Origin of the sequence: Rhizorhabdus histidinilytica (genome assembly GCF_900167915.1) — a bacterium.
GTDB classification, from domain to species: domain Bacteria; phylum Pseudomonadota; class Alphaproteobacteria; order Sphingomonadales; family Sphingomonadaceae; genus Rhizorhabdus; species Rhizorhabdus histidinilytica.
Map to the genome: position 1 here is coordinate 35,516 of NZ_FUYM01000010.1, position 16,208 is coordinate 51,723.

The following is a 16,208-nucleotide window of genomic DNA, read 5'->3' on the forward strand; positions in this document are numbered from 1 at the left end:
CGGGAATGACGGTCGTGGGTCGAACCCCTCACCAGCGGCCCCCGGCATTGGCGGCGGCGTCGAGGTCGGCCTGGAGGCGGGTGGCGATCTCCTGGCCGCCGGCGGTGTTGAAATGGACATAGTCGGGCCGCATCCGGGTCGGCTGCAGCTTGACCCAGCTCACCGCGGTGCAGCGGCCGCCCATCCGCGCCTCCCAGTCCCAGAAGCCGAGGCGGAGCTGGCGCGCGACCTTGCGCTGGACCTCGCGGACAACCTTCAGCCCCGCCGGCGGGAAGAGCGGGCGGGCGGTGATCGCCCAGCCGGTCCGCGGCTGGCTCGCGACGGCGGCGGGAGCCGGCAGCAGGGGCGGGGTCGGCTTCGCGACGGCCGCCTGCTCGCCCAGCGCCTCCAGCACGTCGTCGATCGCGTCGGCCGCACGCGGCTGTTCGGGCGGGCGCCCCTGCGCGCCCGGCTCGGCGGCGAGCGGCGGCAGCGTCACCGGCTCGATGCACGGCGCCGGCGTCGCCGTCGGCGCATTGTTGAGCATCTCGCTGCGCCGGCTGAGCGCATCGGGCGCGCCGAGCAGCAGGATCGGCACCCGGCCGGCGAGACGGCGGAGGCGGCCGATCTGGCTGCGCAGCGCGATCTCATATTCCTGCGGGTTGACGCGCGGTGCGAAGCCTTCGTTGGTGCCGAAGGCGACGACGATCAGGTCGGGGTCGTAGCTCCGCAGCTCCTCCGCGACGACGGCGTCGTCGTTGCGGCTGAAATGGATGAACTGCGACCCGACCACGCCGACGTTGGAGAGGGCGACCCCGCCCGCGTCGCGGAAGGTGGCCCAGCTGGTGATCGTCACCGGTCCGCCCTCGGTCACCACCGAGACCGCAGGCTGCAACCGATCGAAGCGCATCTCCTTGCATTCGGGCCGGGTGATCAGCGAGCCGAGTTCCATCCGCTCGATCTCCCCGCCGACGCTGATCGCCAGGGTACCGGCGCCCGGCTCGGCGATCGCGCAGATCACGAAGCGGTTGAAGGTCTCCAGCGCCGAGGCGGTTAGTCCGATCCGCGCGCCCGCGGCGGTCGAGGTAATGCTGAACCCCGACAGGCCGCGCGCGCCGCGCGGGTTCTGCGATCCGGGGCCGAAGATCGAGGAGATGGTCCAGCCGCCGGACATGTCGACGCTGACGCCGCGCGGATTATAGCCCTGGAAGGGTTTGCCCGGCGGCATCACGCCGCGCCCGCCGCTGCCGTAGCGGGCCTGGAGCATGTCGCGCCAGGCGCCGGTGATCGCGTCGCCGGCGGTGTGGCTGTCGCCGATCTGGAGGATGTGGACCGGCTTGCCACCGCTGCCGCGTGCCGCCGCCAGCTTGTCGAAATAGGGCCGGAGCACCGCATAGTTGCACAGGCCGCCGGCGCAATCGGCAGTGACGGCGGGCGCCGCAGCGGCCGCAGCGGCCAGGGCGAACAGGCCGATCATCGGCGATCGGCGTCGGGGCGGGTCGCCTCGTCGCGCATCTCGGGGGGCAGCAGGTCGGCCGGCGCGCCCTTGGCGGGTGCCATCGCCGGTTCGGGCGGCGGCGCCTTGGCAGCCTTGGGAGGCTCGGGGAGGTTGGCCAGCGGGTCCTCCATCCGGGGCGGCCTGGGCGCGGGCGCAGGCTTGACCGGCGGCGGGACGACCAGTGGCGCGGGCGCCACCGTCGGCGGCGGCGGTGCGCCCTCCCCAGCCTGGCCGCGCGCCTTGTCGACATAGGAACGGATGCGTCCGGCCAGCCCGCGGGTGATGCGGATATAGCCGTTCATCGACATGTGGATGCCGTCATTGGCGCGCATCAGCTGCGGCTTGCCGGTCGCCGGATCAGGCAGATAGGCGGCGTAGCGCCCCTCGGCGTCGACCGAATAGGGGGCCGTCTCGATGAAGGCGACGCCGAGCTTGCCCATCAGGTCGCGATAGAAGGCGTTCATGCGGACGACGTCGGCGTCATAGGCCGCCTCGCGCATCTTCGGCAGGCCGACCCAGTAGACGATCGCACCCTGCGACCGGAGCATGGCGACATAGGAGGTCACCCGCCGCGCGATCGCCGCCTTCCAGTTAGGGGTGAGCAGCGCATAGACATGGCCGCCGTCGGCGACGCCCATCATGTCGTTGGCGCCGAACGAGATCACCGCGATGTCGACCGGCGCGTCGGCGAGGCGGGCGCGGTCGTGCTGTTCGAGGTTGAGCGTCTTGTAGCGGGTGAAGCCGGTCGCCTGCTGGCTGTACTTGATCACCTGGTAGCCCGCCTTGCGGCTGAGCTGGTTGTAGAGCGCCGACCAGATGCCGTCGCCGAAGCTGTCGCCGAACACGCCGACACGGACCGGGCGGCCGGCCGCGATCGCGTTGACGATGCCGGGCTGGATCGGCCGGGTCTCGGCGACCACCGGCGGCTGGGGAAGCTGGCCGGGCACCACGGGCGCGGGTTTCCCATCCGGCACGGTCGCGGGCGTGGCGCCAGGGGCGACACCTTCCGGCCCGACCGCCGCCAGCTCGGACGGGGCTGCGACGGGCGCCTCGACCTGCTGCCGGACGCCGAAGGCGTAACCGATCGCGGCGCCCGCCGCGACACCCAGGAACAATACCGCCGTCCGATCGAACAGAAACAGCGCCGACTTCATCGACCCACCCGCACACACTCCCGAAACGAACCGACGCGGCTGGAGGAACTCAGCGGAACGCGATCGCCGCCCCGTCCTTAATATGGCGCGCGCGGACCTGTCGAGCCGCTTCGGGCGGCTCGGCGCGGCAGGGTCACGGCTGGGCAGGTATGGCGAACGCGGACCGCCGCCCCTTCTTCGTCATGCTGCACTTGTTTCAGCATCCACCGCGCCACAAGCCTGGACAGTGCGGATGATGGGTGGATGCTGAAACAAGTTCAGCATGACGGGGGTAAGGCGTCAGGCGTTCGCCGGCTGGGTTCCGAACAGGTTGCGGCGGCGTTCCTCCTCGCTCGGTTCCGGGAGGTCGCGGAAGCGATCGGGGATGGCGTAGGCGCGGATCGTCGCCGGCCGCGCGGCGATCGCGTCGAACCAGCGCTTGAGGTTGGGGAAGGCGTTCAGGTCCTGACCCTGGCGCTCATAGGGCACGATCCAGGGATAGCTGGCCATGTCGGCGATCGAATAATCGTCGCCGGCCACGAAGGCGCGATCGACGAGCCGCTTGTCGAGCACGCCGTAGAGCCGGGCGGTCTCCTTCACATAGCGGTCGATCGCATAGGGTATCTTTTCGGGCGCGTAGACGTTGAAGTGATGGTTCTGCCCCGCCATCGGGCCGAGTCCGCCCATCTGCCAGAACAGCCATTGCAGCACCTCGGCCCGGCCGCGCAGGTCGGCGGGGATGAAGCGGCCGGTCTTTTCCGCGAGATAGAGCAGGATCGCGCCCGATTCGAACAGCGACACCGGCGCCCCGCCGCCCGCCGGATCGGTGTCGACGATCGCGGGGATGCGGTTGTTGGGGGCGATCTTCAGGAAGTCGGGGGCGAACTGGTCGCCCTTGCCGATGTTGACCGGGTGGACCCGGTAGTCGAGCCCGGCTTCCTCGAGGAACAGCGTGACCTTGTGGCCGTTCGGCGTGCCCCAATAATAGACGTCGATCATCGCAAGCTCCTCATGGCGTCGAGGATGTTACAGATCGGTACGCCGGAGGCGGGAGTCAAGAAAAATCCCTCTCCCCCTGGGGAGAGGGAGGGGCCCGCGGCCGCAGGCCGTGGGAGGGAGAGGGGCCGCTGGAGCCCTGGCGGATCACTTGCGAGAGGGGCGGGACGCTCGGGCTTTGCCCTCGCGCCCCCTCTCCCTCGATCCCTCTCCCCGAGGGGAGAGGGAGGTTAGGCCCTCGCCCGTGCCTCGGTGACCTGTTCGAGGATGGTCAGCGGCAGCGCGCCTTCGAGCAGCACCTCATGGAACTGGCGCAGGTCGAAGGCGGCGCCCTTGATCGCCTTCGCCTTCTCGCGCGCCTTGACCCAGCTCATATGGCCGACCTTGTAGCTGCACGCCTGGCCCGGCCAGATGCAGTAGCGGTCGATCTCGCGCTGGGTGCGCGGGCGGGCGAAGCCGCTCGCCTCGACCATATAGTCGGTCGCCTGCTCGCGGCTCCAGCGCTTGAAGTGGATGCCGGTGTCGGTGACCAGCCGGACCGCACGGAACAGGAAGCTCTGCAGGAAGCCAGCGCGGCCGATCGGGTCCGTCGCATAGACGCCCATCTCGTCGGCAAGCTGCTCCGCATAGAGCGCCCAGCCCTCGACATAGGCGCCGAACGGCGCGACCTTGCGCAGCATCGGCAGGTCCTTCGCCTCCTGGGCGAGGCTGATCTGCAGGTGATGGCCCGGCGTGCCCTCATGATAGGTCAGGCTCGGCAGCCCGTAGCGCGGCCAGTCGGCCGTGTCCTTCAGGTTGATGTAGTAGATCGCCCCGCGCGAGCCATCGAGCGCGGCCGAGTTGTAATAGCCGTTGGGCGCGCCATCCTGGATGAAGGGCGGCACCCGCTTCACCTCGAGCGGCGCCTTGGGCAGGGTCGCGAAGGCTTCGGGCAGCTTCGCCTCCATCGCCTTCACCAGCCCGTTGATATAGTCGATCAGCTCGGCCCGGCCGGCGTCGGTGTTGGCGAAGAGCTGCTTCGGGTCGTTGTTGAGCGCGGTCAGGCGCTCGCCGACGGTGCCCTTGGTCATGCCCTCCTTCTTGAGGATCGCATCGATCTGGCCGCTGATCTCGGCGACCTGCTCGCGGCCCATCTGGTGGACCTCCTCGGGCGACAGCGTCGTCGTCGTCGCGTTCATCAGCGCATCGGCATAATATTCGTCGCCCTTGGGCAGGCGCCAGCAGCCCGCATCATGGCTGGCCGCCCTGCGCAAGCCGGTGACGAGCGCGATCTGCCGGTCGAGCGCGGGGAATATCTCGGCGGTGACGATCTTCTCGGCGCGGGCGCCCCAGTCGCCGGCGATCTTCTTCTCAGCCGTCCGGCGGACGACCGAGTCGACGAGGACGGTCTTGGCGGCCGGCTGGTCGCGCAACGCGCGGAGCTGCCCGAGCGCGAGATCGAGGCAGAAGTCAGGGGCGAAGGCGCCGTAGCGGACGTCGTCCTGCTGGAAGCGCGTGCTCTCGTCGAGGACGCGGGCGAATTCGCGGAGGCGCGCGACATAGGCGTCGGCGTCGTCCTTCGTCTCGATCACATGCTGCGAATCGAGGAAGTCCGGGACCGAAGAATAGGGCCCGCTCAGCTGGCTGATCGCATAGGGGACATAATAGCCGCTGGTGCTGCCATAGGGATATTTGGAGCCGCCCTTGGTGGTCTGCTCGACCATGTAGACGACGATGTCGTAGTTGAGCTGCGCGGCAGGCGACAGCGCGGCGCGATCGAGCTTGCGGAGCGCGGCGAGCGAGGCCTTGTCCTCGGCGAGGGTCCTGGCCTGACCGGCCTTGGTATAATCGTCGAGCTTGCTCTTCTGGCCGGCCCGCGCGCCCTTGTCGAGGCCGAGGCTGGTCGCGGTCTCGGGACTGTCGTCGAGCTGCTTCTCGAACATCGCCTCGACCATCGCCGCAAGCTGCTTGTCGGCCGCATTGCCGGCCGCCGCCGCCTCGGCCAGGCGCGGCATCATGCCGGCGAGAAGGGCGAGACCGGCCGAGCCGATGAATTGACGTCTATCCATGAAATGCTTCTCCCAGAGCGGGTTATGGCGCGGGAGACTATCGGCGGAATCACCCGAGGCAAGAGTGTATTACCGTATAAAGACAGTATCTGTTTGGCCTCAGGCGCCGGCGTGCGCATCCGCGCACTTGGCTATCCTCGCAGTAGCTCGGGCGCGCGTTCGCGCTTGCGGAGCCCTGTCGGGCTCCGATGATCATCTCATGCGATGAAACGGGACGCCTCAGCGTCCCGCAAGGCCGAACGGCCGCCCGAGCTACGGCGAGGATAGCCAAGGTCGCGGATGCGACCGCCGGCGCCTGAGGCCACTCGAAAGAGTGGGGAGCTTCTGTTGCCCGGTGCTCCCCGAACCGCTGGATTCCGCTTCTGTTGCCCGGTGCGGACCGAACCGCGCTTAAGCCTTGTAACGTCGTCCGTTAGGACTCAGTTACGCGGCAATCGCGAGCGCCTCGTTATCGTTGGCACTTGTAGGTTCGAACGGTTTAACGGCGCATTCAGGCCGGGCAAAAACATCGTCTTTGAATACACGTCGATCCTGGTTCGGCCCCGTCACGAGTCCCGGGAGACCGGGATTTGTGGTGGAGCCGCCGGGTACTGCCCCCGGGTCCGCTGCATCTATTCCACGACATCATTTATCGCCATAGCCGGGCGAACCCGGCACCCCCGATATAGGAGGGCGCGCAGCGGATTTGAAGGGCCTTGTCGCCTGTCAGCCCTTCTTCTTGAGCTCGGCCAGGATCTCGCGGAGCAGGACGACGTCCTCGGCGGGCTCGGCCGGCTTGGCTTCCTCGGCCTTGTTGAAGCGCTGGACCGCGCGGACGAGGAGGAACACCACGAAGGCGACGAGCAGGAAGTTGACGGCGACGGTGATGAACTGGCCGAAGCCGATCAGCGGGACGCCGGCATTCTTCAGGTCGGCATAGCTGGTGACAGAGCCGGTGAAGTTGGCGGGGATTTCCCCGAGCCGGATGAAGTGGCTCGAAAAGTCGAGCCCACCCGTCAGATAGCCGATCAACGGCATGATCAGGTCGTCGGTCAGCGACGAGACGATCTTGCCGAAGGCCGCGCCGATGATCACCGCGACGGCGAGATCGACGACATTACCCTTGTTGATGAAGGCCTTGAAATCCTGAAGCATGTTTTCGATCCCCATTTGCTTGGCCGTGGCGCGATCATCACCGCCATGCCATAAAGGTCAAGCAGGCCATTGAAGTTCGTTACGCTGCGCCTACCTAGCCGGCTAATACAGTCGATATCAGGGAAGATCCGCATATGACCATCGACCGCCGTTTTTCCGCCGCCCTGCTCGCCCCCGTCGCCGCGATCGCGGTCAGCGGCTGCGGCATCAACAGCGTGCCGACCGCGCAGGAGGAGGCGAAGGCGAAATGGGCCGACGTCCAGGCGCAATATCAGCGCCGCGCGGACCTGATCCCCAACCTGGTCAACACGGTGAAGGGCTATGCCGCCCAGGAGAAGACCGTGCTGACCGACGTCACCAACGCCCGCGCCCGCGCGACCGGCATCCAGCTTTCGGGCGCCGACCTGCAGGACCCGGCCAAGGTCAAGGCCTTCGCCGACGCGCAGGCGCAGCTCAGCGGATCGCTGGGCCGGCTGCTGGCGGTCTCCGAAAACTATCCCGAGCTCAAGTCGAGCGACCAGTTCCTGGCGCTGCAGAGCCAGATCGAGGGCACCGAGAACCGCATCGCCGTCGCCCGGCGCGACTATAACGAGTCGGTGCGCGCCTATAACACGCTGATCCGCACCTTCCCGACCGCGATCGGCGCCAAGGTCTTCCATGGCGCGCAGCCGATGCAGCCGTTCGAGGCGAGCGCCGGTTCGGACAAGGCGCCGACGGTGCAGTTCTGAGGGTAGGTGAATGCCCTCCTATAATATCCCCCTCCCTTTCAAGGGAGGGGCTAGGGGTGGGTTGCGGAGCCGGAGGCTCGATGCCTCCGGCGCAGCCTTGCGCCACGATGGAGGAGGGCTCGCTACGCTCGCCACCCACCCCCTGACCCCTCCCTTGAAAGGGAGGGGGGTTTTGTTTTTCCTCCTCCTCGCCCTCCTCTTCCTCGCCGTCCCCGCTTTCGCGCAGACATTCCCGCCGTTGACCGGGCGGGTCGTCGATGCGGCCAAGCTGCTCTCGCCCGAGCAGGAGGCCGGGCTGACCGCCAAGCTCGAGCAGCTCGAAAAGCAGAGCGGGCGGCAGATGGTGGTGGCGACGGTCCCCAGCCTCGAGGATCAGCCGATCGAGGATTATGGCTATCGGCTCGGCCGCGCCTGGGGGATCGGCGACAAGAAGGCCAATGACGGGCTGCTGCTGCTCATCGCCCCCAATGAGCGCAAGGTGCGGATCGAGGTCGGCTACGGGCTGGAGCCGATCGTCACCGACGCGCTGTCGAGCGTGATCATCCAGCGCCAGATCCTGCCGCGCTTCCGCGACGGCGACATGGCGGGCGGCATCGCCGCCGGCGCCGACGCGCTGGTCGAGCTCCTCCAGCTTCCCCCCGACCAGGCCGAGGCGCGCGCGCAGAAGATCGTCGCCGACGACCGCAAGCAGCAGGAGGGCGGCGTGCCCGTCGCGCTGATCTTCTGGATCGTCGTGCTGCTGTTCATCGTCGGGTCGAGCATCGCCAGCCGCTTCGGCGGCGGCCGGCGCTATCGCGGCGGCAGCGGGCCGATCGTGCTGTGGGGCCCCGGCTGGGGCGGCGGCGGCGACGATCATTGGGGCGGCGGTTCCGGCGGCGGCTGGGGCGGTGGCGGCGGCGGCTTCTCGGGCGGCGGCGGGTCGTTCGGCGGCGGCGGATCCTCGGGGAGCTGGTGATGGCGCAGACCGTGCGTATCGACGAGGCCGATATCCGGCGCGTGACCGACGCCGTGACCGCGGCCGAGGCGCGCTCCGACGCGGAGATCGCGACGATCGTCTCGGAACGATCGGACAGCTACAACGACGTGCCGCTGATCTGGGCGGCGCTGGTCGCGCTGCTCGCGCTCGCCGTCTACGCGGCCTTTCCGGGATTCTACATCGGCCTGCTCGATCGCGTCACCGGCGGCTGGCACGTCTGGACGATGCGCGAGTGGATGACCGTGCTGGTGTTCGCGACGACGATCAAGTTCCTTGCCACCCGCTATATCGTCGGCTGGTGGCCGCTGCGCATGGCGTTCACGCCGGGCCGGACCAAGACCCGGCGGGTGCGCGCCCGCGCGGTCGCGCTGTTCAAGGCCTCGACCGAGCAGCGCACGCTGAGCCGCACCGGGGTGCTGCTCTACCTGTCGCTGGCCGAACATCGCGCCGAGATCGTCGCCGACGAGGCGATCGTCGCGAAGGTGTCGCCCGACGCCTGGGGCGCGGCAATGGCGCTGCTGATCGACGGCTGCAAGGCGGGCCGCCCGGCCGACGGCATGGTCGCGGCGGTGGGCGCGATCGGCGAGGTGCTGGCCGTGCATTTCCCCCGCACCGGCACCGACCCCGACGAGATTCCCAACCGGATGATCTATCTGTGACCGCCGACCCCGTGGAGATCATGTGGCAGGGCCGCTTCATCACGGCCAAGCGCGAAGGCAAATGGGAATATGTCGGGCGCGCGCGCAACATCCGCGCGGCGGTGATCCTGGCGATCGACGACGGCCATGTCCTGCTGGTGGAGCAATATCGCGTGCCGCTGAAGCGCGCCTGCATCGAGCTTCCGGCCGGACTGATCGGCGACGAGACCGAGGGCGAGGCGGTCGAGATCGCCGCCGCCCGCGAGCTGGAGGAGGAGACCGGCTATCGCGCCGCGCGGATCGACGAGATCGGCGAATTCTCCTCCTCGCCCGGCATGGTGTCGGAGACCTTCACGCTGGTCCGGGCGACCGGGCTGGACCGGGTGCATGACGGCGGCGGGGTCGAGGGCGAGGACATCATCGTCCATCGCGTACCGCTCGACGGCGTCACGGAGTTCGTCGCGGCGCAGCGGGCGCTGGGCAAGATGGTCGACGTCAAGCTGCTGCTGCTGCTCGGCGGCGGGATCGTGGCGGACGGACGATAGACGTCATTCCGGCGAAAGCCGGAATCTCACCTCTTCAGCGCGGAAAAGGCAGGGAGATCCCGGCTTTCGCCGGGATGACGCGAGGTATTCAGAGGTTGATCGGGCCGACCATGAAATTGTCGGCATAGGCCTGGAGCTTGAGCTTCTTCTCCGGCCCCGCGACGACATGAGCGGTGAGGCCCTCGCGCTCGGCATAGGCCTTCGCGGCCTCCAGCGACGGGAAGGACAGGCGGACCTGGCCGCGGGTGTCGCCCGATCCGGCCCAGCCGGTCAGCGGGTCGGGGCGCTTCGGCTCGGTCGGCTCATATTCGAGCACCCAGCTATTGGTGCGCGCGCGGCCCGACTGCATCGCGTTCTTGATCCGCTGATAGATACGTGCGTGCGCCATGTGACCGTTTCCGAGAGTCCGTGTTGACCGCGCCATGCCGCAGCCCGGCGGGGCCCGTCAAGGACGCTGCGCCGCTTTCTTGGTCCGCAGGGTCGGATCGGCGGCAGCGGGATCGTCGGGCCAGGGATGGCGGGGGTAGCGGCCGCGCATCTCCTTGGCGACCGCGGCCCAGCTTCCCGCCCAGAAACCGGGCAGGTCCTTCGTCGTCTGGATCGGCCGGCCGGCCGGCGAGGTCAGCCGCAGGGTGAGCGGCACGCGCCCGCCGGCGACCATCGGATGCGCCGACAGCCCGAACAGCGCCTGCGGCCGCACCTCGACCGCCGGACCGCCGTCGGCCGCATAGTCAATCGGGTGGCGGCTGCCCGCCGGCGACTGGAGATGCTCGGGCGCGAGCCGGTCGAGCGCCTGCCGCCCGTCCCAGCCGAGCAGGCCGTGGAGCGCGTTGGACAGCTCGGCCGCCGATATGTCCGACAGCCGCCGCTTGCCCTCGACCAGCGGCGCGAACCAGTCGTCGAGGGTAAGCATCAGCGTCGCGTCGGACAGGTCGGGCAGCTCGCCGCCCTGCTCGGCCGCGAAGGCGGCGCGGGCGCGCAATGCCGCCACCCCGTCGGGCCAGTCGATCAGGTCGAGCCCGCGGGTGCGAACCGCATCGATCAGCGCGGCGCTGATCATCGCCGGCGAGGCGGTCTCGTCGCGCCCGGCAGCGAGCAGGATCGCGCCCAACCGGCGCTCGCGCCGCGCCTCGACCGCGCCGGTCGCCGGATCGAAGCGGGCGGTGCGGCGGACCTCGATATGATCGGCGAACAATCGCTCGACCTCGTCGGGGTCGATCGCCGCCGCCGACAGGATGCGCGCGCCCGAGGCGGCGCCCTGGATCTCGGCCACCGCAAGCCATTCGTTCCGCGCCAGCGGCGAGGCGGGATCGAGCCGGAAGCCGCGCCCGCCGCGCGAGATCCAGTCCTCGCCCGAGGCCGAGCGCCGCCGCGCGACCCGGTCGGGATAGGCGAGCGCGACGCAATCGGCGATCATCGCGTCGTCGCGGCCGCCCTTCCCCGCCAGCCGCGCCCAGCGCCCCGCGAGCTGGCGCCCGGCCTCGGCCCGCTTGCCCCGCTCGCCGCGCCAGCGCCGCAACCGCAGTTCGAGGTCGGCGTCCGAGCCGCCGAGGCCGCGTTCGGACAGGAGCACCGCGACCTCGGCGGCGGTTTCGGCGAAGCCGCCCTCGGCGGCGCGGATCAGCATATGGCCGAGGCGCGGCGGCAGCGGCAGCGCGGCGATCGCCCGGCCATGCGCGGTCGGGCGGCCGTCCTCGTCGATCGCCTCGAGCCGCGCGAGCCGCTGGCGCGCCTCGCCGATCGCGGCCTCGGGCGGCGGGTCGAGCCAGCGCAGCGTGCCCGGATCGGCGACGCCCCACAGCGCGCAATCGAGCGTCAGCGCCGACAGGTCAGTCTCCAATATCTCGGGTGGATCATATCTGGGCAGGCCGGCGGTCGCCGCCGCCTCCCACAGGCGATAGACGACACCCGGCTGCTGGCGACCGGCGCGGCCGGCGCGCTGGGCGACCGCCGCCTGGCTGGCCCGTTCGGTGACGAGCCGGGTCATCCCCGCCGCGCGGTCGTAGCGCGGACGGCGAGCGAGCCCCGAATCGACGACGATGCGCAGCCCGTCGATGGTGATGCTGGTCTCCGCGATCGAGGTGGCGAGCACCAGCTTGCGCCTTCCCGGCGGCGCGGGCGCGATCGCCGCGCGCTGGTCGGCGGGTTCGAGCGCGCCGTGCAGGCGATGGAGCACGACATCACCGGGCAGCCCGGCTTCGAGGCGCTCGGCGGTGCGCTCGATCTCGGCGACGCCGGGGAGGAAGGCGAGCAGGCTGCCCGTCTCCTCGGCCAGCGCGCGGCGGATCGCCGCGGCCATGTCGTCCTCGATCCGCTTCTCCGCCGAGCGCGGGGCATGGCGGATCTCGATCGGATGGCTGCGCCCCTCGCTCTCGACCAGCGGCGCGCGCACATCCGGCGTCGTGGCCATCAGCGCGGCGAAGCGTTCGCCGTCGAGCGTCGCCGACATCGCGACGAGACGCAGATCGGGCCGCAGCGCCGCCTGCGTGTCGAGCGCGAGGGCCAAGCCGAAATCGCTGTCGAGGCTGCGTTCATGGACCTCGTCGAACAGCACCGCCGAGACGCCGGGCAGGTCGGGGTCGGCCTGGATGCGGTTGACGAAGATGCCCTCTGTGACGACGAGGATGCGGGTGGCGGCCGACTGCTTCGCGTCGAGCCGGGTCGCATAGCCGATCGTCCGGCCGACCGGCTCGCCCGCCAGCTCGGCCATCCGCTCGGCCGCGGCGCGCGCGGCGAGGCGGCGGGGGGAGAGCAGCAATATCTGCCCTTCGCACCAGGGCTGCCCGAGCAGCGCCGGCGCGACAGCCGTCGTCTTGCCCGCGCCTGGCGGCGCGACGAGCACGGCGTTCGGCCCGTCGCGAAGCGCGGCGATCAGATCGGGCAGGACGGCGTCGATCGGCAGCATGGGGAGGGGTTTGCCCTTATCTCCCCCTCCCTTTCAAGGGAGGGGCGTAGGGGGTGGGTAACGGAGCCAAGGGGCTCGACGCCCCTTGGCGGAGTTCTACGCGACGATCAGCGCAAGCTCGCTACGCTCGCGCCCACCCCCGGCCCTTCCCTTGAAAGGGAGGGGGAAGGCGGTCAATAGGCCCGCGCGACCGCGAACTGGGCGGCTTCGATCAGGGCGGACTTGGCCTGGCCGCTGGGAAAGCCGGCGAGCGCGTCGATCGCGCGCTGGGCGTAGAGACGGGCGCGGGCGGCGGTGTCGGCGAGGGCGCCGGTGCCGCGCAGGATGCCAGTCGCGCGGACGAGATCCTCGTCCTCGTTGCGCAGCCCCTCGATCGCCTCGCGCAGGAAATCGCGGTCGGCAGCCTCGGCGCGGGCATAAGCGAGGATCACCGGCAGGGTGACCTTGCCGTCGCGGAAGTCGTCTCCCGCGTCCTTGCCCATCGTCGCGCCGTCCGAGACATAGTCGATCACGTCGTCGACCAGCTGGAAGGCGATGCCGAGATAGCGGCCATATTGATCGAGCGCATCCTCGACCGCCGCCTCGCGCTCGGCGACGACCGCGGCGATGCGGCAGGCGGCGGCGAACAGCACCGCCGTCTTGGCGGTGATGATCTCCAGATAGCGTTCCTCGCTGGTCTCGATACGCCGCTGCGCGGTGAGCTGGTTGACCTCGCCCTCCGCGATCACCGCCGAGGCGTTCGACAGGATGCGCAGCACGCGCAGCGAGCCGTCCTCGACCATCAGCTCGAACGAGCGGCTGAACAGGAAATCGCCGACCAGCACGCTGGCGGCGTTGCCCCAGATCATGTTGGCGGTGCTGCGGCCGCGGCGCAGGCCCGACTGGTCGACGACATCGTCGTGGAGCAGCGTCGCGGTGTGGATGAACTCGACCGTGGCGGCGAGCTTGTGGTGCCGTTCCCCGGCATAGTCGAGCAGCTTGGCGCAGGCGAGCGTCAGCATCGGCCGCATCCGCTTGCCGCCGCCGGCGATCAGATGGCCGGCCAGCTCGGGAATCAGCGGCACGTCCGACTGCATCCGCGCCAGGATCACGCTATTGACCGCGTTCATGTCGGCGGCGACGAGCGCCATGATCGGATCGAGCGAAGGCTGCGCCTCGCGGCGGATCGGGGTGACGGTCGCGGTCATGGGCGTGCCCATGGGCCGCACCGCCGCGAAACGCAAGACCGGAAACGGCCGCATTCCGGCACGATCGGCGAACTCGGCGCTTGCCAAGCGCGGAGTCGATCCCCGATAGGCCCCATAGAAGATGCCGCCAAGGAAAAGGGAACGCCGCCGCATGGCCGATGAGATCCTGAATCGCTACCGCGAGAGCATCGACAATATCGATGCCGCGCTGATCTTCATGCTGGCCGAGCGATTCAAGATCACCAAGGCGGTGGGCGAGCACAAGGCCGCCACCGGCCTGCCCCCCGCCGATCCGGGCCGCGAGCAGATCCAGATCGACCGTCTCCGCGCGCTGGCGAAGAGCGCCAATCTCGATCCCGACTTCTCGGAGAAATTCCTGCGCTTCGTGATCGATGAAGTCATCCACCACCATCGCCGTGCCGGCGCTGATGGTTGATTTGGTTTAGCCTCAGGCGCCGGCGCGGGCATCCGCCCGCTTGGCTATCCTCGCATGAGCTCGGGCGCGCGTGCGCGCTTGCGGAGCCCTGACGGGCTCCGGCGATCAGCTCGGCGTCGGGATGCGCCACTTCATTCCCCCATGCCCAGCATGGGGAGGAATGATCAGGAGAGGCTCTCGGCCATTTCGGCGAGTTCGAGCCAGCGCAGCTCGGCTTCCTCCTTCTTCGCCTTCGCGGCGTCGATCGCCTTCATCAGCGCGTCGAACCTCTTCGGGTCCTTCGCGTAGAGGTCGGGGTCGGCCAGTGCCGCCTCGTCGCGCGCGATCGCGGCTTCGAGCTTCTCGATCTCGGCCGGCAGCAGGTCCAGGTCGCGCTGGTCCTTGTAGCTGAGCTTGGTCCTGGCCTTCGGCGCGGCGGCCGGTTCGACCTTGGGCGCGGCAGGCTTCTTCGCCTCGACGCGGACGGTGCGCTGCCTTTCCCAATCCTCATAGCCGCCCGCGACGATGTCGACCTTGCCCGACCCGTCGAGGCCGAGCGTCACCGTCACGGTGCGGTCGAGGAAGTCGCGGTCGTGGCTGACGATCAGGACGGTGCCCTCATAGTCGGCGATCACCTCCTGCAGCAGGTCGAGCGTCTCGAGGTCGAGGTCGTTGGTCGGCTCGTCGAGCACCAGCAGGTTCGACGGCCGCGCGAACTCGCGTGCGAGCAGCACGCGGGATCGTTCGCCGCCCGACAGCGTTCCGATTCGGGCGTCGGCGATCGCCGGCTCGAACAGGAACTCCTTGAGATAGCCATGGACATGCTTCTTGACGCCCTGCACCTCGATCCAGTCGCCGCCGTCGGCGAGCACGTCGCGCACCCGCTTCTCGGGCGCCATCAGCTTGCGCTGCTGGTCGATGACGATGCCGTCGAGGGTCCTGGCCAGCTTCACCGTGCCCGAATCGGGCGCGATCTCGCCGGTCAGCAGCTTGAGCAGGGTCGACTTGCCCGCGCCATTCGCGCCGACCACGCCGATCCGGTCCCCGCGCGTCACCCGGAAGGTGAAGTCCTTGATGATGACGCGATCCCCGAACGCCTTGGTGACATGCTCGGCGTCGATCACCACCTTGGTCTTGACGTCGTCGGCGGCGACGGCGAGCCGGGCGGTGCCCTGCGGACCGAGCATCGCCTTGCGCTGCGCCCGCATCTCGTGGAGCTTGGCGAGACGGCCCTGGTTGCGCCGCCGCCGCGCGGTGACGCCGCGCAGCATCCAATGCTCCTCGATCTTCAGCCGGGCGTCGAGCTTCTCGGCGGCACGCGCCTCCTCCTCATAGACCTTCTCGGTCCACGCCTCGAACCCGCCGAAGCCGACCTCGGCGCGGCGGATGCCGCCACGGTCGAGCCACAGCGTCTGGCGGGTGAGCCGGGTCAGGAAGGTGCGATCGTGGCTGATCACGACGAAGGCGCCGGTGTAACGGCCGAGCCAGGATTCGAGCCATTCGATCGCCGCGAGGTCGAGATGGTTGGTCGGCTCGTCGAGCAGCAGCACCTCGGGCTCCATCGCCAGCGCGCGGGCGATCGCGGCGCGGCGCCGCTCGCCACCGCTGGCGCTCGCCGCATCGCGCGACAGGTCGATGCCGATCTGGCTGGCGATCGCCTCCACCTCATGCGCGGGCGGGGCGTCCGCCCCGGCCAGCGCGAAGTCGAGCAGGGTGGCGTGGCCCGCCATCGACGGCTCCTGCTCCAGCAGCACGACGCGGGTGCCGGGGACGATGGTGCGCAGCCCTTCGTCGGAATCGATCCGGCCGGCGAGCAACTTGAGCAACGTGGTCTTGCCGGCGCCGTTGCGGCCGATCAGCGCCAGCCGGTCGCGCGGGGCGATGTTGATGTCGAGGCCGCGGAACAGCCAACCGCTGCCCTGGACGAGACCGAGGTTCTGATAGCTTAGGATCGGGGCGGACATGTGTCTTAGCGCTGCAACATCTGTGGAGATTCTGTGGAGACACGAACATTCATGCCCTATTC

14 protein-coding genes and 1 other RNA gene are annotated in these 16,208 nt (G+C 69.5%); 5 read left to right on the forward strand and 10 right to left on the reverse strand.

Going from position 1 to position 16,208, the window contains the following annotated elements; translation table 11 throughout:
* Window positions 1-28 precede the first annotated feature (28 nt).
* From B5X82_RS19475 to mscL, 6 genes are all read right to left on the reverse strand, one after another.
* The gene (locus B5X82_RS19475; protein ID WP_079649845.1) at window positions 29-1,456 is read right to left on the reverse strand and encodes an SGNH/GDSL hydrolase family protein; all 1,428 of its coding nucleotides are present in this window, start codon (window positions 1,454-1,456) and stop codon (window positions 29-31) included.
* Complete coding sequence (locus B5X82_RS19480) at window positions 1,453-2,631, reverse strand: SGNH/GDSL hydrolase family protein (RefSeq protein WP_079649846.1); 1,179 nt, start codon at window positions 2,629-2,631, stop codon at window positions 1,453-1,455. Before B5X82_RS19480 ends, B5X82_RS19475 begins: the two co-directional genes overlap by 4 nt.
* Window positions 2,632-2,910: 279 nt before the next feature.
* Window positions 2,911-3,609, reverse strand: coding sequence for a glutathione binding-like protein (locus B5X82_RS19485; protein ID WP_079649847.1), 699 nt, complete (start codon window positions 3,607-3,609; stop codon window positions 2,911-2,913).
* 227 nt (window positions 3,610-3,836) lie between these two features.
* Entirely contained in the window at window positions 3,837-5,654 is a 1,818-nt protein-coding gene (locus B5X82_RS19490) for a DUF885 domain-containing protein (protein ID WP_079649848.1), read from the reverse strand.
* Between the two features lie 351 nt (window positions 5,655-6,005).
* Window positions 6,006-6,348, reverse strand: a transfer-messenger RNA (tmRNA) gene (ssrA, locus tag B5X82_RS19495).
* Between the two features lie 11 nt (window positions 6,349-6,359).
* The gene (mscL, locus tag B5X82_RS19500) at window positions 6,360-6,788 is read right to left on the reverse strand and encodes a large conductance mechanosensitive channel protein MscL (protein ID WP_079650006.1); all 429 of its coding nucleotides are present in this window, start codon (window positions 6,786-6,788) and stop codon (window positions 6,360-6,362) included.
* Between the two features lie 134 nt (window positions 6,789-6,922).
* On the opposite strand from mscL, the gene B5X82_RS19505 reads away from it, so the two are divergent.
* The 4 genes from B5X82_RS19505 to B5X82_RS19520 all read left to right on the forward strand — a co-directional run bounded on the left by B5X82_RS19505 (window position 6,923) and on the right by B5X82_RS19520 (window position 9,675).
* Window positions 6,923-7,516 carry a LemA family protein gene (locus B5X82_RS19505; protein WP_012049641.1) on the forward strand — a complete coding sequence of 198 codons (594 nt, stop codon included), beginning with the start codon at window positions 6,923-6,925 and terminating at the stop codon, window positions 7,514-7,516.
* 172 nt (window positions 7,517-7,688) lie between these two features.
* The gene (locus tag B5X82_RS19510) at window positions 7,689-8,471 is read left to right on the forward strand and encodes a TPM domain-containing protein (protein WP_223811050.1); all 783 of its coding nucleotides are present in this window, start codon (window positions 7,689-7,691) and stop codon (window positions 8,469-8,471) included.
* Window positions 8,471-9,151, forward strand: a complete 681-nt coding sequence (locus B5X82_RS19515; protein WP_079649850.1) for a TPM domain-containing protein — start codon at window positions 8,471-8,473, stop codon at window positions 9,149-9,151. Before B5X82_RS19510 ends, B5X82_RS19515 begins: the two co-directional genes overlap by 1 nt.
* A complete protein-coding gene (locus tag B5X82_RS19520; protein ID WP_079649851.1) occupies window positions 9,148-9,675 on the forward strand; it encodes an NUDIX hydrolase in 528 nt (175 codons plus the stop codon). Before B5X82_RS19515 ends, B5X82_RS19520 begins: the two co-directional genes overlap by 4 nt.
* A gap of 88 nt (window positions 9,676-9,763) precedes the next feature.
* On the opposite strand, the gene B5X82_RS19525 is transcribed toward B5X82_RS19520, so the two are convergent.
* From B5X82_RS19525 to B5X82_RS19535, 3 genes are all read right to left on the reverse strand, one after another.
* On the reverse strand, window positions 9,764-10,063 hold the full coding sequence (locus tag B5X82_RS19525; RefSeq protein ID WP_079649852.1) for an ETC complex I subunit: 300 nt from the start codon (window positions 10,061-10,063) through the stop codon (window positions 9,764-9,766).
* 57 nt (window positions 10,064-10,120) lie between these two features.
* Window positions 10,121-12,580, reverse strand: coding sequence for an ATP-dependent helicase HrpB (gene hrpB / locus B5X82_RS19530; RefSeq protein ID WP_079649853.1), 2,460 nt, complete (start codon window positions 12,578-12,580; stop codon window positions 10,121-10,123).
* 173 nt (window positions 12,581-12,753) lie between these two features.
* The gene (locus B5X82_RS19535; protein WP_079650007.1) at window positions 12,754-13,779 is read right to left on the reverse strand and encodes a polyprenyl synthetase family protein; all 1,026 of its coding nucleotides are present in this window, start codon (window positions 13,777-13,779) and stop codon (window positions 12,754-12,756) included.
* 139 nt (window positions 13,780-13,918) lie between these two features.
* Between B5X82_RS19535 and B5X82_RS19540 the strand changes: the two genes are divergently transcribed.
* Entirely contained in the window at window positions 13,919-14,203 is a 285-nt protein-coding gene (locus B5X82_RS19540) for a chorismate mutase (protein WP_079649854.1), read from the forward strand.
* Window positions 14,204-14,367: 164 nt separating this feature from the next.
* On the opposite strand, the gene B5X82_RS19545 is transcribed toward B5X82_RS19540, so the two are convergent.
* Window positions 14,368-16,146 (reverse strand): ABC-F family ATP-binding cassette domain-containing protein, encoded by a 1,779-nt coding sequence (locus tag B5X82_RS19545; protein ID WP_079649855.1) that lies wholly within the window; start codon window positions 16,144-16,146, stop codon window positions 14,368-14,370.
* Window positions 16,147-16,208 lie beyond the last annotated feature (62 nt).